At 68.0% G+C, this 18,536-nt stretch carries 16 protein-coding genes; 8 read left to right on the plus strand and 8 right to left on the minus strand.

The annotated features are described in order from the left end of the window. Positions 1–102: 102 nt before the first annotated feature. On the minus strand, positions 103–1,500 hold the full coding sequence (locus ACOHWE_RS08350; protein WP_420665604.1) for an aminotransferase family protein: 1,398 nt from the start codon (positions 1,498–1,500) through the stop codon (positions 103–105). 293 nt (positions 1,501–1,793) lie between these two features. Between ACOHWE_RS08350 and ACOHWE_RS08355 the strand changes: the two genes are divergently transcribed. From ACOHWE_RS08355 to ACOHWE_RS08365, 3 genes are all read left to right on the plus strand, one after another. Next, the gene (locus ACOHWE_RS08355) at positions 1,794–2,576 is read left to right on the plus strand and encodes a 3-keto-5-aminohexanoate cleavage protein (RefSeq protein WP_420665606.1); all 783 of its coding nucleotides are present in this window, start codon (positions 1,794–1,796) and stop codon (positions 2,574–2,576) included. After that, complete coding sequence (locus ACOHWE_RS08360; protein ID WP_420665607.1) at positions 2,573–3,898, plus strand: aspartate aminotransferase family protein; 1,326 nt, start codon at positions 2,573–2,575, stop codon at positions 3,896–3,898. Before ACOHWE_RS08355 ends, ACOHWE_RS08360 begins: the two co-directional genes overlap by 4 nt. 72 nt (positions 3,899–3,970) lie before the next feature. After that, the gene (locus tag ACOHWE_RS08365; protein WP_420665608.1) at positions 3,971–4,732 is read left to right on the plus strand and encodes a hypothetical protein; all 762 of its coding nucleotides are present in this window, start codon (positions 3,971–3,973) and stop codon (positions 4,730–4,732) included. A 6-nt stretch (positions 4,733–4,738) separates the two neighbouring features. Here ACOHWE_RS08365 and ACOHWE_RS08370 read toward each other — a convergent pair whose 3' ends face one another. From ACOHWE_RS08370 to zwf, 4 genes are all read right to left on the minus strand, one after another. Further along, on the minus strand, positions 4,739–5,407 hold the full coding sequence (locus ACOHWE_RS08370; RefSeq protein ID WP_420665611.1) for a DsbA family oxidoreductase: 669 nt from the start codon (positions 5,405–5,407) through the stop codon (positions 4,739–4,741). A gap of 301 nt (positions 5,408–5,708) precedes the next feature. Next, positions 5,709–6,359, minus strand: coding sequence for a bifunctional 4-hydroxy-2-oxoglutarate aldolase/2-dehydro-3-deoxy-phosphogluconate aldolase (gene eda / locus ACOHWE_RS08375; RefSeq protein ID WP_420665612.1), 651 nt, complete (start codon positions 6,357–6,359; stop codon positions 5,709–5,711). 3 nt (positions 6,360–6,362) lie between these two features. Beyond that, positions 6,363–8,171, minus strand: coding sequence for a phosphogluconate dehydratase (gene edd, locus ACOHWE_RS08380; RefSeq protein ID WP_420665614.1), 1,809 nt, complete (start codon positions 8,169–8,171; stop codon positions 6,363–6,365). Positions 8,172–8,234: 63 nt separating this feature from the next. Next, on the minus strand, positions 8,235–9,695 hold the full coding sequence (gene zwf, locus ACOHWE_RS08385; protein WP_420665616.1) for a glucose-6-phosphate dehydrogenase: 1,461 nt from the start codon (positions 9,693–9,695) through the stop codon (positions 8,235–8,237). Positions 9,696–9,992: 297 nt separating this feature from the next. Between zwf and ACOHWE_RS08390 the strand changes: the two genes are divergently transcribed. The 5 genes from ACOHWE_RS08390 to ACOHWE_RS08410 all read left to right on the plus strand — a co-directional run bounded on the left by ACOHWE_RS08390 (position 9,993) and on the right by ACOHWE_RS08410 (position 14,962). Next, a complete protein-coding gene (locus ACOHWE_RS08390) occupies positions 9,993–11,096 on the plus strand; it encodes a CaiB/BaiF CoA transferase family protein (protein WP_420665617.1) in 1,104 nt (367 codons plus the stop codon). Between the two features lie 222 nt (positions 11,097–11,318). After that, on the plus strand, positions 11,319–12,311 hold the full coding sequence (locus tag ACOHWE_RS08395) for a glycosyltransferase family 2 protein (protein ID WP_420665928.1): 993 nt from the start codon (positions 11,319–11,321) through the stop codon (positions 12,309–12,311). Further along, positions 12,308–12,712, plus strand: coding sequence for a GtrA family protein (locus ACOHWE_RS08400; protein WP_420665618.1), 405 nt, complete (start codon positions 12,308–12,310; stop codon positions 12,710–12,712). The genes ACOHWE_RS08395 and ACOHWE_RS08400 overlap by 4 nt, the downstream gene beginning before the upstream one ends. A gap of 19 nt (positions 12,713–12,731) precedes the next feature. Continuing rightward, complete coding sequence (locus ACOHWE_RS08405) at positions 12,732–13,496, plus strand: methyltransferase domain-containing protein (RefSeq protein WP_420665619.1); 765 nt, start codon at positions 12,732–12,734, stop codon at positions 13,494–13,496. Continuing rightward, positions 13,493–14,962, plus strand: a complete 1,470-nt coding sequence (locus ACOHWE_RS08410) for a hypothetical protein (RefSeq protein ID WP_420665621.1) — start codon at positions 13,493–13,495, stop codon at positions 14,960–14,962. Before ACOHWE_RS08405 ends, ACOHWE_RS08410 begins: the two co-directional genes overlap by 4 nt. 42 nt (positions 14,963–15,004) lie before the next feature. On the opposite strand, the gene nadC is transcribed toward ACOHWE_RS08410, so the two are convergent. From nadC to nadA, 3 genes are read right to left on the minus strand one after another with little or no spacing between them, the layout of a single operon-like run. Further along, positions 15,005–15,859 carry a carboxylating nicotinate-nucleotide diphosphorylase gene (nadC, locus tag ACOHWE_RS08415; protein WP_420665623.1) on the minus strand — a complete coding sequence of 285 codons (855 nt, stop codon included), beginning with the start codon at positions 15,857–15,859 and terminating at the stop codon, positions 15,005–15,007. After that, entirely contained in the window at positions 15,856–17,415 is a 1,560-nt protein-coding gene (locus ACOHWE_RS08420) for an L-aspartate oxidase (RefSeq protein ID WP_420665625.1), read from the minus strand. The genes nadC and ACOHWE_RS08420 overlap by 4 nt, the downstream gene beginning before the upstream one ends. Before the next feature lie 4 nt (positions 17,416–17,419). Next, positions 17,420–18,472 (minus strand): quinolinate synthase NadA, encoded by a 1,053-nt coding sequence (gene nadA, locus ACOHWE_RS08425; protein ID WP_420665627.1) that lies wholly within the window; start codon positions 18,470–18,472, stop codon positions 17,420–17,422. Positions 18,473–18,536: the final 64 nt, after the last annotated feature.

Consider the following 18,536-nt stretch of genomic DNA (forward strand, 5'->3'; position numbering starts at 1 on the left):
ACCGGGGAGGTGCTGGACCGGGAATTCTGGGGGCCGCCGGAGTGGCGGCCGGGCCGGGCCAACGGGGCGGAACCGGGGTTCTGTTTGCAGGCCCGCCGGGGCTCAGCCGAAGATCTTGGTGAGGGCAGTGTCCACCGCGCCGGTGATTTCGTCAATATCGTCGGCGGTTGCGATCAGCGCCGGGCTGAAGCAAAGCGTGTTGTTGCGGCCCGGGATCGAGCGGTTGGAGGCACCGATGATCACCCCTTGCGCACCGCAGTCCGCGACCACCTGCTGCACCAGCTTCTCGTCCACCGGTTCCTTGGTCTTGCGGTCGGCGACCAGCTCGGCGCCGAGGAACAGCCCCTTGCCGCGCACGTCGCCGATCACCCGGTGCTTCTCCATCAGCGCCTGCAGGTTGCCCTTCATCCGCTCGCCCATGGCCGTGCAGTTGTCGAGGAGGTTCTCGTCTTCGATGATGCGCATGTTCTCCAGCGCCGCGGCGGGACCCGCGGTGCAGCCGCCGAATGTGGAGATGTCGCGGAAGTAGTTCAGCGGATCGCCGGCGTCGTCCTTGAACATGTTGAAGACTTCTTCGGTCGTGGTCATGCAGGCAATCGCCGCGTAGCCCGAGGCGACGCCCTTGGCCATGGTCACGAAGTCGGGTTTCACGCCGTACTGCTGGTAGCCGAACCAGGTGCCGGTGCGCCCGACGCCGCAGACGACCTCGTCGATGTGCAGAAGAATGTCGTATTTCGTGCAGATCTCCTGGACCCGCTCCCAGTAGCCCGCGGGCGGCTCGATCACGCCGCCGCCGGCGGTGACCGGCTCCAGGCAGAGCGCGCCGACGGTGTCGGGGCCCTCGCGCAGGATCACCTCCTCGATGGCGTCCGCCGCGGTCTGGCCGAAGGCTTCACCTTCAAGATCTTCGAGCCCCAGCTCGTGCTTGCGGTATTCCATGCAATGCGGCACGCGGACGAAGTCCGGCGCGAAGGGGCCGTACTGCATGTTGCGCTCGTCCTGGCCGCCCGCCGACATCGCGGCGAGGGTGGAGCCGTGGTAGTCGCGGTCGCGGTAGAGGATCTTGGTCTTCTTGCCGCCGTAACGCTTGTGCGCAATCTGGCGCACCATCTTGAACACCTTCTCGTTCGCTTCGGAGCCGGAGTTGGTGTAGTAGACGCGGCTCATGCCCGGCATTTTGGAGATCAGCTTCTCGGCAAACATCGAGCCGGGGATCGAGCCTGCGGACTGGGCGAAATAGCAGACTTTCATCAGCTGGTCATAGACCGCCTTGCAGATCGACTCGCGGCCGTAGCCGACGTTGACCGTCCAGACCCCGCCGGAAACCGCGTCGAGGAACTCCTTGCCGTTCTGGTCCCAGACCCGCATGCCCTTGCCTTCGATGATGATACGCGGGTCGGCGGTTTCCAGCGCCTTGTGCTGGAGGAGGTGATGCCACAGGTGGGCCTTGTCGGCCTCGACGACGCGGGAGAGATCGTTTTCGTTGAACGTGCCGTCCATGACAGGTCCTTTCGGCGTTAGAAGTGAATCGGAAGCCCCCGGCCTGAAGGCTGCGGGTCTATCCTGCACCAGAAACGCCAGTTTCGCGAAATAGGTTAGGTCCAGCAGGTTTCTATTTTAAGTCCAGCTTGCCGGCGCCCTTGCGGCAAACGCGGGAGGGCGCAGTGACGCGGCGTCATATAAAACAAATGTTTCTGAATGGCTGGGTTGAGAGCGCTTGTGCTGCGCGTCAGGGTGGCGCCGGCGGGCAGGACGAGTCGCCCGTCACCAGCATGGGGAGGCGGCGCAAAACCATGGCGGAGTATTCACTGATGGTGGCCCCGAACGGCGCCCGGCGCGGGCGGCAGGACCATGAAGCACTGCCGGTGACGGCGGCGGAGACGGCGGAGGTTGCAGCGGCCTGCTACGCGGCAGGAGCGCGGGCGCTGCATCTGCATGTGCGCGATGGCGGGGGGCGGCATTCGCTCGACCCGGCGCGCTACCGCGAGGCGATGGCGGCGGTGCAGGAGCGCGCACCGGGCATGGCGGTGCAGATCACCACTGAAAGCGCCGGCATCTACGATGTGGATGCCCAGCTTGCATGCCTGAAGGCACTGCGCCCGGCGGCGGCCTCCATCGCGGTGCGGGAGATCGCGCGCGATGAGGAACTGGCCCCGAAGGTCTATCAACTTTGTGCCGAAGCGGGCACGCGGGTGCAGCATATCCTCTATGGCCCTGAATGCATCGCGCAGCTGCGCGCCTGGTACCGTGACGGTACCGTGCCTGCGGACAGGCGCGAGGCGATCTTCGTGCTGGGCAAGTACAGCCCGGCGGTGGAGGCGCGGCCCGGGGACTTGGACTTGGTCCTGAAATTTGCTGCCGGCATGCACCTCAACTGGACTGCCTGCGCCTTTGGCCGCCAGGAGCACGCCTGCCTGCTGGCCGCGGTGGCCGCCGGAGGGGATGTGCGAATCGGATTTGAGAATAACATCGAGACACCGGTAGGCGGGCTGCTGGACGGCAACGCCGCCTCCGTCGCTGCATTTGTGAAGGCCGCGCGTGAGGCGGGCCATACGCTCAAGGAGGGCCAGTCATGAGCCACGTCTTTCCCCGCCACACCAAGGCCAGCCTGCCCACCGCGGTTGCGGGCGAGGGCTGCTACCTGATCGACGCAGACGGCAAGCGTTACTTCGACGGCTCGGGCGGCGCGGCGGTCTCCTGCCTCGGCCACTCCGACGCCGAGGTGATCGCCGCGGTGCAGAAGCAGGCGGGAAAGCTGGCCTTCGCGCACACCGGCTTCATGACCTCGGACCCGGCGGAGGCGCTGGCGGACCTCCTGATCGAACACGCACCCGGTGATCTGGACCGGGTCTATTTCGTCTCCGGCGGCTCGGAAGCGACCGAAGCCGCGATCAAGCTGGCGCGCCAGTACCACATGGAGCGCGGCGCACCGCAGCGCCGCCACCTGATCGCGCGGCGGCAGAGCTACCACGGCAACACGCTGGGCGCGCTGGCGGCGGGCGGCAATGCCTGGCGGCGGCAGCAGTTCGACCCGCTGCTGATCGGCGTCTCCCATATCGCGCCCTGCTACGAATACGTCGACCGCGCCGAGGGTGAGAGCAGTTTTGAATACGGCCAGCGCGTCGCCAACGAGCTGGAGGCGGAGATCCTGCGGCTGGGTGAGGACACGGTGATGGCCTTCATGGCGGAACCCGTGGTGGGCGCAACCGCGGGCGCGGTGCCGGCGGTCGAGGGCTATTTCAAGCGCATCCGCGAGATCTGCGACCAGTACGGCGTGCTCTTGATCCTCGATGAGGTGATGTGCGGCATGGGCCGCACCGGGCATCTGTTTGCCTGCGAGGCCGATGGCGTGGCGCCCGATATCCTCTGCATCGCCAAGGGGCTGGGCGCGGGTTACCAGCCGATCGGCGCGATGCTCTGCACGAAAGCGATCTACGAGGCGATCGAGCAGGGCTCGGGCTTCTTCCAGCACGGCCACACCTACATCGGCCACCCGGTCGCCACCGCCGCGGGGCTTGCCGTGGTGAAGGCGCTCACCGGCCGCGGGCTGGTCCAGCGCAGCGCCAAGATGGGCGAGAAGCTGCAGGCGGCGCTGGAGGAGCGCTTCGGCCAGCACCCGAACGTGGGCGACATCCGCGGCCGCGGGCTGTTCCGCGGGCTGGAGCTGGTGGCGGACCGCGCCACCAAACAGCCATTCGATCCGAAGCTGGGACTGGCGGGCAAGATCAAGAAAGCGGCGTTTGAGGCCGGGCTGATCTGCTACCCGATGCCGGGCACCCGGGACGGGCGGAACGGCGACCACATCCTGCTGGCGCCGCCCTTCATCATCACCGGGGAGCAGATCGGAGAAGTGGTGGACAAGCTGGAAAGCGCCATCGGCCAGAGGCTGCCCGCCTGAGCCCAGCCCGATAGCGGTTTACGCCCCGCCCCCGCTCCGCCATTCTGGCGGCAAGAGCAGGGGGCGGGGCGCATGACCACGAGCGAAAAAGAAACGGCAGAGGCAAACACGGAGGCAGAGCATCCGGCGGAAGTGGCGCCGCTCCTGCCGCGCGGCGAGCTGGACGCGCTGGCGATTGCGGCGGAGACCGACAAGAGCTCGAAGCGGCATGACTACATGCGGTTCTACGAGCACCTGCTCACGCCCTACCGGACCTGCGCCTTCACCTTCATGGAGCTGGGCGTCGGCCTGCCCAGTCGCCGGGCGCCGTCTCTGCGCACGTGGAAGGCGTTCTTTCCGCAGGCGCGGATCGTGGGCGTGGACATCCGTGCCGTCTCCAAGGAGTTCGAGGAGGACCGCATCCACGTGGAGATCGGCGACGTCTCCAAGCCGCGGTTCCTGAAACGCCTGTTCCGCCAGTACCAGCCCTCGGTGATCCTGGACGATGCATCGCACTTCTGGTCGCACCAGATCACCGGATTTGAGACGCTGTTCCCGCTGCTGCCGCCCGGCGGCGTCTATATCGTGGAGGATGCCCACACCAGTTTCCTTGCGCAGGAAGACGGCTCGCAATACGCCGACCACCCGGAGTCGTTCTGGAGCTATATCAGCCGCTTGCAGGCGGCACTGGTGGCGGCGCAGCGGCACGGGCCGGAACTGAGCGCGCGGGAGAGCCGGCTGGTCGCCTGGATCGACGCGGTCTTCATCACCCGCCGCACCGTCGCCATCGTCAAGCGCGAGCGGATGCGGCGGCGCGAGGTGAAGGCGCCGCCGCGGGAAACTGCGCCGGAGTGAGCGGGATCAAGCCTCGGCCGGGCTCTGTGCGGTGAGCAGCTTCAGGATCGCCGCATAGGTCTCCACCCCTTGCGCGCCGGTCACGAGGTGGCGGCCTTCAAAGACGATGGCCGGCACGCCGGTGATGCCCTGGCGCACCCAGAAGGCCTCGCGCTGGCGCACGGTTTCGGCCTCGTCGCCGCGTTCCAGCGCTTCCCGCGCGGCGGCGGCATCAAGTCCGATGGCAGCGGCGGTTTCCTCCAGCACATCGAGGTCCGAGACATCCCTGCCGTGGGTGAAATAGGCTTCCAGCAGCGCCAGCTTCGCCTCGTGCCCCTTGCCCTGCGCCTCGGCCCAGCCGATCAGCTGGTGGGCGTGGAAGGTGTTGTAGATGCGCATGGCGTCGTGGAAGCGGAAGGCGAAGCCGAGCTCTTCGCCCAATTGGGTGAGCTGCGCCCGGATCTGCGCCGACTGCTCCTCCGTGCTGCCGTATTTGGCGGTGAGATGCTCGCGCAGGTCCTCGCCCTCGGACACCATGTCCGGGTTCAGCTCGAAGGGCTGCCAGTGGATGTCCAGCGCCACCCCGGTCCGCCGCGCGGCCTCGGCCAGCTGGTTGTAGCCCACCGCGCACCAGGGGCAGACCACGTCCGAGACGATATCGGTGCGGAGGGGTTCGTTGGTGGCGGCTGCGTCCATGATGCGGCTCCCTGCGTGCTGCTTCGGTACTTTACGTATCCGCCGCAGATGGGGGCCGCGGGAGGGAAACGCAATGCTTTCCCACCGTTTCGTGAGCCGGAGGTATCCGCAAGCCGCGCATTGCCGGCGCGCGCGGGGGCGATCCGATGGGGCGTGGCCGGCAGTTTATGTAGGCCAAGTCCGTAGACCCTACCGAGGGACCGCTTTGCCTCAGCCAAATCGCCGCCGCGTAGGGGCGCGCCGGCGATGCGCGGCGGCCTGCGGCCTTGCTCCGCGCAGGTGAAGTACGCGCCGCCGGAGGTCAGCCGCGGGAGAGCTGGCTGGCCTCGCGGGCGAGTTTCTCGATCCCGGCCCAGTCGCCGGCCTTCACCAGATCGGCGGGGGCGACCCAGCTGCCGCCGGCGCAGACCACGTTGGCAAGGCTCAGGTAGTCGCCTGCATTCGCCGGGCTGACGCCGCCGGTGGGGCAGAAAGTGATCTGCGGCAGCGGGCCGCCCAGTGATTTCAGCGCCGGCGCGCCGCCCGCGGCCTCGGCCGGGAAGAACTTCTGCATGTCATAGCCGCGCGCCAGCAGCCGCATTGCCTCCGACGCAGTGGCGGCGCCGGGCAGCAGCGGCAGGCCGATTGCCTCGCAGGCGATCAGCAGCTCGTCCGTCGCGCCGGGAGAAACCCCAAACTGCGCGCCCGCGGCCTTGGCTTCCTCGGCGTCCTTGGGAGTGACCAGGGTGCCGGCGCCGACCACGCCGCCTTCGACCTCGGCCATCGCGCGGATCGCATCGAGCGCCGCAGGAGTGCGCAGGGTGACTTCCAGGGCGGGCAGCCCCCCCGCGACCAGCGCCTTGGCCAGCGGTTTGGCATGGGCGGCGTCTTCGACAACCAGCACCGGCATCACCGGCGCCAACCGGCAGATTTCACGGGCGCGCTGACTGGCATCCTTGGGGGTTATCGGCATGGGTCATACTCCAAATACGCTGGCGCCTTGGTCGGCGGAGGCCACCGACCGGCGGAACAGGGAAAACAGCTCGCGGCCGGTGCCGTGCTGATAGGCGGAAAGATCGGCCTGGACAGGCTCGCGCTCCAGCGCGCCCTCGCTCAGCACTTCCAGCGTGCCGGACTTGGCGTCGAGCCTTACGATGTCGCCGTCGCGGATGCGGGCAATCGGGCCGCCGTCGAGCGCCTCGGGCACCACGTGGATCGCCGCGGGCACCTTGCCGGAAGCCCCGGACATGCGCCCGTCGGTGACCAGCGCCACCTTCTGGCCGCGGCCCTGCAGGATGCCGAGGAACGGCGTGAGGCTGTGCAGCTCGGGCATGCCGTTGGCCTTGGGGCCCTGGAAGCGCACCACCACGATAACGTCGCCGGTGAGCTCGCCCGCCTTGAAGGCGTCCTTGGCTTCCTGCTGGTCGTGGAACACGCGGGCCGGGGCTTCGACCACGTGGTGTTCCTCGGCGACGGCGGAGACTTTGATCACCGCGGTGCCAAGGTTGCCGGTCAGCCGTTTGAGCCCGCCGGATTTCTGGAATGGCTCCGCGGCCGGGCGCAGGATCGCCTCGTTCAGCGACTTGTCCGTGCCAGGGCGGAAGGTGAGCCCTTCGTCGGTGAGGAAGGGCTCCATCACGTAGTTCTCCAGCCCTTCGCCCGCAACGGTGGTGGTGTCGGGATGCAGAAGGCCTGCCTTGAGCAGCTCGCCGATCATGTAGCCCAGCCCGCCGGCGGCGTGGAAATGGTTCACGTCGGCAAGCCCGTTGGGATAGACCCGCGCCAGCAGCGGCACCGCGTCGGAGAGCTCCGCGAAGTCCTGCCAGTCAAGCAGGATGCCGCCCGCCCGCGCCATGGCGATCAGGTGGATCAGCAGGTTGGTGGAGCCGCCGGTGGCCATCAGCCCGACGATGCCGTTGGCGTAGGCCTTCTCGTCCAGCACGTCGCAGACCGGGGTGTAGTGGTTGCCGAGCGCGCTGAGCGTAAGCGCGCGCTTGGCGCCCTCGACCGTCAGCGCTTCGCGCAGGGGCGTGCCGGGATTGACGAAGGAGGAGCCGGGCAGGTGCAGCCCCATGAACTCCATCAGCATCTGGTTGGTGTTGGCGGTGCCGTAGAAGGTGCAGGTGCCGGGTCCGTGGTAGGCGGCCATCTCGGCCTTGAGCAGCTCGTCGCGGCCGATCTCGCCCGCCGCGAATTTCTGGCGGATGTGGGCCTTCTCATCGTTTGACAGACCGCTGGTCATCGGGCCCGCGGGCAGGAACACCGCCGGGATATGGCCGAATGCCTGCGCGCCAATAACCAGGCCGGGCACGATCTTGTCGCAGACGCCGAGGTAGACGGCGGCGTCAAAGACGTTGTGGCTCATCGCGACGCCGGTCGCCAGGGCGATGGTATCGCGGGAGAACAGGCTCAGTTCCATGCCTGCTTCACCCTGGGTGACGCCGTCGCACATCGCAGGGACCCCGCCCGCCACTTGCGCGGTGCCGCCGGCGGCGCGCACGGCGTCGCGGATCAGGGCCGGGTAAGTCTCGAACGGCTGATGAGCCGAGAGCATGTCGTTGTAGGCGGTGACGATGCCGAGGTGCCCGGCGCTGCCCTGCGCCAGTTCCTGCTGGTCGGGGCCGGTGGCGGCATAGGCGTGGGCCTGGCCGGAGCAGGACAGATGCGCCCGTGCGGGCCCCTTGCCGCGGGCGGCGCGCATCCGCTCCAGATAGGCGGCGCGGGTGGTCTCGCTGCGGGCGATGATGCGGTCGGTGACGGCGGCGAGGGTGGAGTGCAGTGTCATGGGGTGCCTTTGTCGCAAACTTGGATGCTTCTGGGTACTGTCATGGCTGTCTCGGGGGCGGTTTCAGGTGCCGATACCGCGCCATCGCCGCCCGTCGCGGTGGATCAGCAGGAGCGAATCGTCCGGTCCCGCGCTGCCCGAATCATAGGGCTGCGGGGTGTCGCCCGCGTCCTCCCAGGCGGCGATGATCGGATCGGCCCAGGCCCAGGCGGCCTCCACCTCGTCGCCACGCATGAACAGCGTCTGGTTGCCGCGGATCACGTCCATGATCAGGCGCTCGTAAGCGTCTTGCGGGCGGCCCGATTCGGGCAGCTCGTCGGCGAAAGTCATGTCGAGGTTGGCGCCCGTGAGGCGCATACCGCCGGGTCCCGGGTCCTTGATCGTGGTCTTGAGCGTAATGCCCTCGTCAGGCTGCAGCCGGATCACCAGCACGTTGCCATGCACCTGGCCCGAGCCTTCGAAGATGTTGTGCGGCGGGTCGCGGAAGTAGACCGCGATCTCGCTCACCCGCTCGCGCAGGCGCTTGCCGGTGCGCAGGTAGAAGGGGGTGCCGGCCCATCGCCAGTTCGCTACCTCGACCTTAAGCGCGATATAGCTTTCCGTGCGGCTTGCCGGGTTGTCCGCGTGATCGTGGTAGCCGTCGCCCTTCTCGCCGCCGTTGCGGCCGCGGTACTGGCCGCGGGCGATGCTGGACGGCGGCACCGGGCGCAGCGCCTCGATCACCTTGACCTTCTCGCCGCGCACTGCGTTGGGGGCGAAATGGGCGGGCGGCTCCATCGCGGTGAGGCAAAGAAGCTGCATCAGGTGGTTCTGCACCATGTCCCGCATGGCGCCGGACTTGTCATAATATTCTCCGCGCCCCTCGACGCCGATGCTTTCGGCGACGGTGATCTGCACGTGGTCGATGTGGGAGGAGTTCCAGAGCGGCTCGAACAGCGAGTTCGCAAAACGCAGCGCCATCAGGTTCTGCACGGTTTCCTTGCCGAGGTAGTGGTCGATCCGGTAGATCTGCCGCTCCTCGAAATGGGCGCGCAGCGCCGCATTCAGCTTCTTCGCAGATGCGAGGTCGTGGCCGAAGGGTTTCTCCAGCACGATCCGGCTGTCGGGGGTGGCGATGCCGGTTTCGCTCAGGCGGCTCGCGATGTCGGTGAACAGACCGGGTGCGACTGACAGGTAGAAAGCGCGCACGGCGTCGTCGCGCAGCTTCCCCCTGAGCTCGTCCCAGCCGCCATCGCCGCGGGCATTGACGGGCACGTAGTCCAGAAGCGCGGCAAAGGCTTCCATCTCGGCGGGGGAGACCTTTCCCAGCTGGCCGAATTCGCGGATCGCGCCAATTGCGAGGTCGCGGAACTCCTGCGCGTCGAGCTCGGAGCGGGAGCTGCCGATGATGCGGCAGTTGCTGTCGAACTGGCCGATCTGGAAGCGGTGGAACAGGGCAGGAAGGATCTTGCGCCGGGCCAGATCGCCGGTGGCGCCAAACAGGACAAGGTCGAAGGGCTGGACGGGGATGACGCGAGAAACCATTGGTCTTACATCGCTGTTCCTGTGGGGGGCACGGCGCACTCATTGTGCAGGCTGGCTTGTTGCAATGCAATTCCCTCCGAATTGTCTTCCCCAACCGGGGAAGTTACCGCTAACATTTGTCTGATACGCGGTATAGTCGCCACGGCGCGTCTTGGCTACCCGCTTTTTTGCCGCGGCGCAGCAAAAGAAATCTAAGGGCGGGCGTGGCGGGCGCCTGCGTGTATTTGATCAAATCTTGCCCCGCGTGGTCCCCTTGCGCTATGCATCTGCGAAATGGTGCGACAGGGAGAAGTGCCCATGACCCCGCTTTCCGGCCTCAAGGTGGTTGAACTGGCCCGCATCCTCGCCGGACCCTGGATTGGGCAGTCGCTGGCCGATCTCGGGGCCGAGGTGGTGAAGGTGGAAAGCCCGGATGGCGACGATACCCGCCGCTGGGGGCCGCCCTTTATCGAGCGTGAGGGCGACCGTTCGGCCGCCTATTACTACGCCGCCAACCGCGGCAAGACCTGTGTGACCGCGGATTTCCGCACCGAAGAGGGCCGCCGCAAGGTGCTGGAGCTGGTGCAAGGGGCCGACATCCTGATCGAGAACTTCAAGGTGGGGGGGCTGAAGAAATACGGGCTGGACTACGAAAGCCTCGGCAGGGTGAACCCGCGGCTGATCTACTGCTCGGTCACCGGCTTCGGGCAGGACGGGCCGTATGCCAGCCGTGCGGGCTATGATTTCCTGCTGCAGGGCATGTCGGGGCTGATGTCGGTCACCGGCGATCCGGACGGCCAGCCGCAGAAGGTGGGGGTGGCGATTACCGATATCGTGACCGGACTTTACGGCACCATCGGCATCCTCGCCGCAGTGGAGCAGCGCCACCGCACCGGGCGCGGCCAGCATCTGGACATGTCGCTGCTGGATTGCGCCACTGCACTTCTGGCCAATCAGGCGATGAACTATCTTGCGACGGGGGAAAGCCCGGAGCGGCTGGGCAACGCGCATCCCAATATCGCGCCTTATCAGGTGATGGCCGTCAGGGATGGCCATGTGATCCTCGCGGTTGGCAACGACGGCCAGTTCCAGCGGCTTTGCGATGTGCTGGGGCTGGCGGGGGTGAAGGCGGACGGGCGCTTCCTCACCAACCAGCTGAGGGTCGCCAACCGCGCGGCGCTGACCGCGATCCTGGAGGGCGTGCTGGCGGGATGGCGGCAGGCGGAGCTGCTGGCGGCGCTGGAAGCGGCCACCGTGCCCGCCGGGCCGATCAACACGGTCGCACAGGCCTTTGCCGATCCGCAGATCCGCCATCGCGGGATGCAGATCGCGCCCGAAGGCGTGCCGGGGGTGCGGGGGCCGTGGAAGTTCTCCGACTCGGAGCTGGCGCTGGAGAAGACCGCTCCGAAGCTGCCGAAGTAACAGAGCCGCGGCGGGCGCCAATCGCGGCGGCGGCGGGGCATCCGCCCGGCCGCCGCCGGCGATTTGCCTCGCTTTTGACATACTGCGTGGCGCAAAGCACACAGCCCCTTAACCAATGGCCCGCAAACTCGCCCTCCAGCGGGCTGGCGTTGCCCCGGACGGCCGCGATCGGCCATGGTCCGGGTTAACGGGCGGTTAACTAACAGACGTGGGGGCGTGAAAGTGCATCTTTCCGTTGTCGTGCCCTGCTACAATGAAGAAGAGTCCCTCCCCTTGCTGGTGGAGCGGCTTGTGCAGGCGATCAATCCCTGGGCGCATGAGGCCGAGATCATCCTGGTCGATGACGGCTCCAGCGACCGGACCTGGGCGGCGATCGAGGCCGCCCACGCAGCGCATCCGGTGGTGCGCGGTCTGAGGCTGTCGGCCAACCGCGGCCACCAGGTGGCGCTGACCGCGGGTCTGGCGGCGGCGCAGGGCGCGCGCGTCTTCATGCTGGACGCCGACCTGCAGGACCCGCCGGAGATCCTGCCCGACATGATGATGATGATGGACCGGGGCTATGACGTGGTCTATGGCCGCCGCGCCGAGCGCCAGGGGGAGACGCTGTTCAAGAAGGCCACCGCCTTCCTGTTTTACCGCTTTCTCAACACCCTGTCGGACGTGGATATTCCAAAGGACACCGGCGATTTCCGCCTGGTTAGCCGCCGCGCGCTGGATGCGGTGCTGGCGATGCCCGAACGCGCGCGATTCATCCGCGGCATGTTTGCCTGGGCCGGCTTCCGCCAGATCGGCTTGGAATACGTGCGCGATCCGCGGGTTGCGGGCGTCACCAAGTACCCGTTCAAGGCGATGCTGCGCTTTGCCACCGATGCGCTTACCGGGTTTTCCACCAAGCCGCTGAAGATGGCGACGCGGCTCGCCTTCCTCAGCCTCTACGTGACCTTCCTGATGGCGGTCTACGTGTTCCTGTCGCTGGCGCTTTACCAGACCGCGCCGGGCTGGGCCTCGATGCTGCTGGCGATCTCCTTCTTCTCGGGCATCCAGCTGCTGACGCTGGGCATTCTCGGCGAATACGTCGGCAGGCTCTACATGGAGAGCAAGCAGCGGCCGATGTATTTCCTGTCCGAGGATACCGCCGGGCAGGCGGCCCCGCCCGTGCCTGCATCCGCGTCCGAAACCGCGCAGGAGGCGCCGCCGCAGAGGAAGGCGTCATGAGCACGGCAGAGGCAGGCGGCCAGCGGGACCGGAGCCAGCTTATCCGCTTCTGCATCGCCGGCGGCAGCGTCGCGGTGCTTTATGTCCTGGCCTACGCCGGGCTCCTGGCGGCGGGGGCGCCGCAGGCCGGAGCCAATGCCGCGGCTTTTGTCCTGGCGGTGGCGGTGCAATACGTGCTGCAGACGCGCTGGACCTTCCGGCGCCCGTTGGCGCGGCCCGGCCAGGCTGCGCGCTTCGCCTGCACGATCGCGGCCGGCTTTGCGGTCTCCGCCCTGATCACCGGCGCGCTCGGCCCGGCGCTCGGTCTCGCGCCCTGGCTCGCGGCAGCCGCCGCCGCGATGCTGCTGCCGGTGCAAAATTTCATCATCTTCCGCCTCTGGGTCTACGCCCTGCCCGGCTGACGCAATCCTCGGAGTTCTCATGTCCCACGTCTATTCGAACGAGTTCTACGACTACATCGACCGCGGCGCGCGCAGCTCGGCCGTGGCGCTGATTTCGGTTCTGCAGCCGCACCTGCAAGCGCGCAGCGTGCTGGATCTGGGCAGCGGCCGCGGCGTCTGGCTCAGCGAGTGGCGCCGCGCCGGAGTGATGGAGGTGGCGGGCGTGGACGGCGACTATGTCGACCGGTCCCGCCTGGCCATCCCGGAGGACAGTTTTCATGCCGCAGACCTCACGCAGCCCTTCAGCCTGGGCCGCCGCTTCGATCTGGCGCAGAGCCTGGAGGTCGGCGAGCATTTGCCCAAGGCAGCCGCAGAGCCGCTAGTGGAGAGCCTGACCGCGCATTCGGACCGGGTGCTGTTTTCTGCCGCGGTGCCGGGGCAGGGGGGCGAGTTCCACATTAACGAACAGCCGCTCAGCTTCTGGCAGGAGCTGTTTGCAGCGCGCGGGTATACCGCTTTCGACTGCATCCGCCCGCACCTGCGGGAGCATGCGGAGGTGGAGCCCTGGTACCGCTACAACAGCGTGCTTTACGTTAATGCGGCGGGCCGCGCGGGGCTGCCGGAGACAGTGCTGGAGATGGAAATCCCGCAAGGGCAGACAGTCCCCCCGGCAGGCAGCTTTGCCTGGCGCCTGCGCCGCGGGGTGGTCTCGCTGATGCCGCAGCCGATGGTCACCCGCATTGCCAAGCTGCGCGCCGCCGCGCTGGTGCGCCGCGCCCGCCGCCTGGAGCGGGCGGCTACATGACGCTTGCGCAGACTGACGCTGCTGCCGGCGCGGCGCAGCACCGCTCCGGGCAACTGCCTGCTCTGGTGGTTGCGGTGCTGGCCGGGCTGCTGCTGACCGCCCTGTTCCAGCTGCCCGACCCGTTGGTGCGGCATGACGACTACCCGGCGCTGTGGGCGGACCCTGCGCTGTTCTACTCCAAGACGCTGACCGAGGGGCGCTGGATCAACTACCTCTGGCACCTGCGCGGCATGGTGACCCCGGCCTGGCTCAACTTCCTAGCCTATCAGCTGCTCTGGGCGGTCTACCTCGGCTGCCTGGTGCACAACGCCTTTGGCCCCGGCGTGGAGCTGTGGCGGCGCGCGATGGTGGCGCTGGTGGCCGGGCTGTGCCTGCCCTGGGTGCTGATTTCGCTGTGGTTCAACACGCTGATTCCGGGGCTTGCGATCCTGGCGCTTTATGCCTGGTTCACGACGCGGACAAGCGAGCGGGCAAGCCGCTGGCTGATGGTGGTCTTCGTGCCGGCGGCGCTGATGGCCTACACTACCTATCCCTTCCTGATCCTGGCGCTGAGCCTGACGCGGGCGGGCGTGGCGCGCTCGGCGCGTGATCTGGCGGGGCTGCTGGCGCTGTTTATCGCGAGCTTTGCGCTGGGGATGCTCGCGATCTACACGCTGAACTATGCCGAGCATGGCGTCTTCGGCGTCCCGATGGCCGAATGGCGCCATCCGAGCCCCGCGCACGACCTTGCCTCGGCACTGGAAAACGCGCGGCTGGCCGGGCATTTCCTCACCAGCCTGGCGATGAAAGGTTCCTACAACAACCTGTTCGTGCTGCTCTTGCAGGGGGCGCTGTTTGCCGCCGCGACTGCGGCCGTCCTGCGGCAGGACCGCTGGCGCGGGCTCTACATGCTCGCGGGCGCGGGGCTTGGGGTGGCGCTGATCTGCGTGCAGGTGATCCGTACCGGCATCGATACGCCGGTACGGTCGGGCGGGTTCCTGTGGATCTATCTCGCGGTCTTCCTCGGTCTCTTCACTTTGCACCTGAAGGCAGAAGGGCGAGACCGGCTGGGGCGTAACCTGCTGTTCACCGTGGCGGCGGCCTACGCGATCTTCACCGGGATGCTGCACCATTCCTTCACCGAGTGGCAGCGGCTGAGCCGGGCGATGGCGGCGGAGCTGATGGGCGGCACGGGTCCGGTTTACGTGACCGGCACCTACCTGGGCCTGCCGGAGGCGGTGGAGAGCGACTTACAGAAGGCGCAGGCGGTGGCGTTCCGGCTGGGGCACCTGACCGGGCGGGAGATCGTCATGTGCGAGGAAGCTCCCGAGCGCTGCGAAAGCTTGCCGGAGGAGTTGCGCGCGGGCCATGCGGGCGCCGGGTATGCTGTCCGGGAAATCGAGGGTGTCACAGTGCTGCTGCTGCCGCCGGAGCCGCTGCGCGAAGAGAAACTGGAGGCGGCCCGCAAGCGGCGCGCGGCGGAGTGACCTGCCGCGCCCGCCGGGCGCGGCGGCCCTGAAATCGAGGCCTCAGAAATCGAGGCCGAGGTCCAGCGTGCGCGCCGAATGGGTGAGCGCGCCTGCGGAGATGTAATCGACGCCGGTGGCGGCCACCTCGGCGATTCGCTCCAGCCGCATGTTGCCGGAGGCCTCGGTCGTCAGATGGCCGCGGGCCATCTCCACTGCCCGGGCGAGGGTGGCGGTGTCCATGTTGTCCAAGAGCACCGCATCGGCGCCGCCGGTCTCCAGCACCTCGGAGAGCTGGGCCAGCGTGTCGACCTCGATCTCCACCTTCATCATGTGGCTGACACTGGCCTTGGCGGCCTCCAGCACGGCGCGGATGCCGCCTGCGGCGGCGATGTGGTTGTCCTTGATCAGGATCGCGTCCGACAGGCCGAAGCGGTGGCTGAAGCCGCCGCCGTGCAACACGGCCTGTTTCTCGGCGATGCGCAGGCCCGGGGTGGTCTTGCGGGTGCAGGTGATGCGCGCGTCCGTGCCGCGGGTCTCTGCCGCGAAGGCGGCGGTGAGCGTCGCGATGCCCGAAAGGCGGCCTGCGAAGTTCAGCGCCACCCGCTCCCCTGACAGGATCGAGGCGGCGGAGCCTTCGATGGTCATCAGCGTATCGCCTGCCTTGCAGGGCGAGCCGTCCGGCAGCAGAGTCTCGACTTTCAGCCCGGCATCGACCAGGTGGAAGGCGATGCGGGCGATCTGCATGCCGGAGACCACGCCATCCTCGCGCGCGTTCAGCCGAGCGGAGTAGCGGGCCAAGGCCGGGATCACCGCGCGGGTGGTGATGTCGCCGTTTTGGCCCAGGTCTTCCATCAGCGCGGCGCGCACCATCGGTTCCAGGATCAGGTCGGGGAGGGTGGCGAAGTGGGTGCTCATCTTAGGTCCTCTTGCACCTTGGCGCGCAGGGCCAGGGCGTCGTCCAGGGTGATGCAGGTGCGCCGCGCCCAGGCCGGGTCGGCGGCGGGGAAATCGTCGCGGAAATGGCCGCCGCGGCTTTCCTCGCGCAGAAGCGCGGCGGCGGCGATCAGGGTGGCGGTGGCGCAGATGTTGGCGAAGTTCTCGTCCCGCGCCTGTCCGGCTTCCAGCCGGGAAATGCTGACGAGCGCCTGGCGCAGGCCCCCGGCGGAGCGGCGGACGCCCGCGTGGGCAGTCATCGTTGCGCGCAGCGCTGCGAGCGCCTCCGGATCGAGCGCCTGCCCGCCCGCGGGGAATTCGGGGCGGACCTCCCCCATGCCGCCGGTCTCGGGCAGGGCGGCGATATCATCGGCGGCGTTGCGGGCATAGACCAGCGCTTCCAAGAGGCCGTTGGAGGCGAGCCGGTTGGCGCCGTGCAGCCCGGTGGAGGACGCCTCGCCGCAGACCCAGAGGCGGGCGAGGCTGGCGCGCCCCCGCATGTCCGCCATCACGCCGCCCATATGGTAATGCGCGGCGACGGCGACCGGGATCGGCTCCTTCACCGGGTCGATGCCGGCGCGCGCGCAGGTTTCGGCCACGGTTGGGAAGCGGGTCAGCACCTCGGCGCCCAAAGCCGCGCGGGTGTCGAGCATCGGGCGGCGGCCTGCCTGCGCCTCGGCAAAGATCGCGCGGGCGACGATGTCACGCGGGGCAAGTTCGGCGTCGGGATGCTGGGTTTCCATGAAGCGCGCACCGGCCGCGTTCACCAGCACCGCGCCCTCGCCTCGCAGGGCTTCGGTGGCAAGCGGGGCCGGGTCCTCGCCGATATCGAAGGCGGTGGGGTGGAACTGCACAAACTCCGGGTCGGCGATCATTGCGCCTGCGCGGGCGGCAAGGCCGATCACCTGGCCGCGGATGCGGGGCGGGTTGGTGGTATGGGCGTAGATCCCTCCGGAGCCGCCGCCCGCCAGCAGCACCCCCGGCGTGCGGATCAGCACCGGGGCGGAAGGCATACCGCCCGCGCGCGCGACCCAAAGCCCGGTGACGGTTCCTCCCTCGGTCTCCAGCCGCACTGCCTGGGTGTGCTCCAGCACCTGCACCGAAGGCGCGGCGCGCACCGCGGCGACCAGCGTCTGCATGATGCGCTGGCCCGCCTGGTCGCCCTTCACCCGCACCACGCGGGCGGCGGAATGGGCGGCTTCGCGGTTCAGCACGTAGTTGCCTTCGGCGTCGCGGTCGAACGGCGTGCCAAGCCCGGTGAGGTCGAGGATATGGCGCCGCGCGACGCGCGTGACCATCGCGGCCACCTCCGGGTCGACGGTGCCGGCGCCCGCCACCTCGGTATCCAGCGCGTGGGCGGTGGGGCTGTCGTTTGCCGCCATCGCCGCCGCCACGCCGCCCTGCGCCCAGGCCGAGCTTGCGCCTTCGCCCAAGGCCTCGGGAGAAATCACCAGCACCGGCCGCGGCGCCAGTTCAAGCGCGGCGTAAAGCGCGCCCAAGCCAGCGCCGGCGATGACGATACGGCCGGTCTCGATCACGGTGTCAGAGACCCAGCTTGCGGCTGAGGTCGATCATCCGCTGCACCGCGACGCGGGCCTTCTCGGCCACGCCTGGGTCGACCTCGACCGGCTCGGTCATGGTGTGCAGCGACCACAGGATCTTCTCCAGCGTGATCATCTTCATGTAGGGGCACATGTTGCACGGGCCGACGAATTCGACCTCGGGCAGCTGGTCGGCGATGTTCGAGGCCATCGAGCATTCGGTGATCAGCAGTGCCTTTTCCGGCTTCTCATCCGTCACGTATTTCAGGATGCCGCTGGTCGAGCCGGAGAAATCCGCCTCCGCCACCACGTCCGGCGGGCATTCGGGATGCGCGATCAGCCGGGTGCCGGGGTTCCACTCGCGGAAGTCGCGCAGATCCTGGGCGGTGTACTGCTCGTGCACGATGCAGGAGCCTTCCCACCAGACGATGTTCTTCTCCGGCACCTGCTGGGCGATGTTCTGCGCCAGGTACTGGTCGGGCGTCATGATGATGGTTTCGGCATCGAGCGCGGCGACGATCTGCGCCGCGTTTGACGACGTGCAGCAGATGTCGGAGGCGGCCTTCACCTCGGCCGTGGTGTTCACGTAGGTGACCACCGGCGCGCCGGGGTAGCGGCGGCGCATCTCCTCAACGCCCTCGGCGGTGATCGACTCCGCCAGCGAGCAGCCGGCCGCCATGTCGGGGATCAGCACGGTCTTTTCCGGGCTCAGGATCTTGGAGGTTTCGGCCATGAAGTGCACGCCGCACTGCACGATCACGTCGGCCTCCACCCGGGTGGCCTCCATCGCTAGCTGCAGGCTGTCGCCGACCACGTCCGAGATGCCGTGGTAGATCTCGGGCGTCATGTAGTTATGCGCGAGCACCACCGCGTTGCGCTGCTTCTTCAGCTCGAGGATCGCCTTCACGTAGGGCGCGTGAATGGCCCAGTCCGCGGGGTTCACCACCCGCTCCATGCGGGCATAGACATCGGCCATCTCTGCGGCCAGGGCCGGGTTGGGCGCCAGATCGTAGTGGGCGGCGAGTTGATCCCGCATGGATTGCAGGTCGAACATGGCAATTCCTCAAAGTTGCGTCCGGGGTGGCACTTTGGACGCGGGTTGTTTCACGTTCGCCACG

Source organism: Cribrihabitans neustonicus (genome assembly GCF_048820895.1).
GTDB classification, from domain to species: Bacteria; Pseudomonadota; Alphaproteobacteria; order Rhodobacterales; family Rhodobacteraceae; genus Cribrihabitans_A; species Cribrihabitans_A neustonicus.

Bases quoted from the DNA above. Each gene is read 5' to 3' on its own strand.
- ACOHWE_RS08350 (WP_420665604.1), bottom strand. From the start codon at position 1,500: ATGGACGGCACGTTCAACGAAAACGATCTCTCCCGCGTCGTCGAGGCC.
- ACOHWE_RS08355 (WP_420665606.1), top strand. From the start codon at position 1,794: ATGGCGGAGTATTCACTGATGGTGGCCCCGAACGGCGCCCGGCGCGGG.
- ACOHWE_RS08360 (WP_420665607.1), top strand. From the start codon at position 2,573: ATGAGCCACGTCTTTCCCCGCCACACCAAGGCCAGCCTGCCCACCGCG.
- ACOHWE_RS08365 (WP_420665608.1), top strand. From the start codon at position 3,971: ATGACCACGAGCGAAAAAGAAACGGCAGAGGCAAACACGGAGGCAGAG.
- ACOHWE_RS08370 (WP_420665611.1), bottom strand. From the start codon at position 5,407: ATGGACGCAGCCGCCACCAACGAACCCCTCCGCACCGATATCGTCTCG.
- eda (WP_420665612.1), bottom strand. From the start codon at position 6,359: ATGCCGATAACCCCCAAGGATGCCAGTCAGCGCGCCCGTGAAATCTGC.
- edd (WP_420665614.1), bottom strand. From the start codon at position 8,171: ATGACACTGCACTCCACCCTCGCCGCCGTCACCGACCGCATCATCGCC.
- zwf (WP_420665616.1), bottom strand. From the start codon at position 9,695: ATGGTTTCTCGCGTCATCCCCGTCCAGCCCTTCGACCTTGTCCTGTTT.
- ACOHWE_RS08390 (WP_420665617.1), top strand. From the start codon at position 9,993: ATGACCCCGCTTTCCGGCCTCAAGGTGGTTGAACTGGCCCGCATCCTC.
- ACOHWE_RS08400 (WP_420665618.1), top strand. From the start codon at position 12,308: ATGAGCACGGCAGAGGCAGGCGGCCAGCGGGACCGGAGCCAGCTTATC.
- ACOHWE_RS08405 (WP_420665619.1), top strand. From the start codon at position 12,732: ATGTCCCACGTCTATTCGAACGAGTTCTACGACTACATCGACCGCGGC.
- ACOHWE_RS08410 (WP_420665621.1), top strand. From the start codon at position 13,493: ATGACGCTTGCGCAGACTGACGCTGCTGCCGGCGCGGCGCAGCACCGC.
- nadC (WP_420665623.1), bottom strand. From the start codon at position 15,859: ATGAGCACCCACTTCGCCACCCTCCCCGACCTGATCCTGGAACCGATG.
- nadA (WP_420665627.1), bottom strand. From the start codon at position 18,472: ATGTTCGACCTGCAATCCATGCGGGATCAACTCGCCGCCCACTACGAT.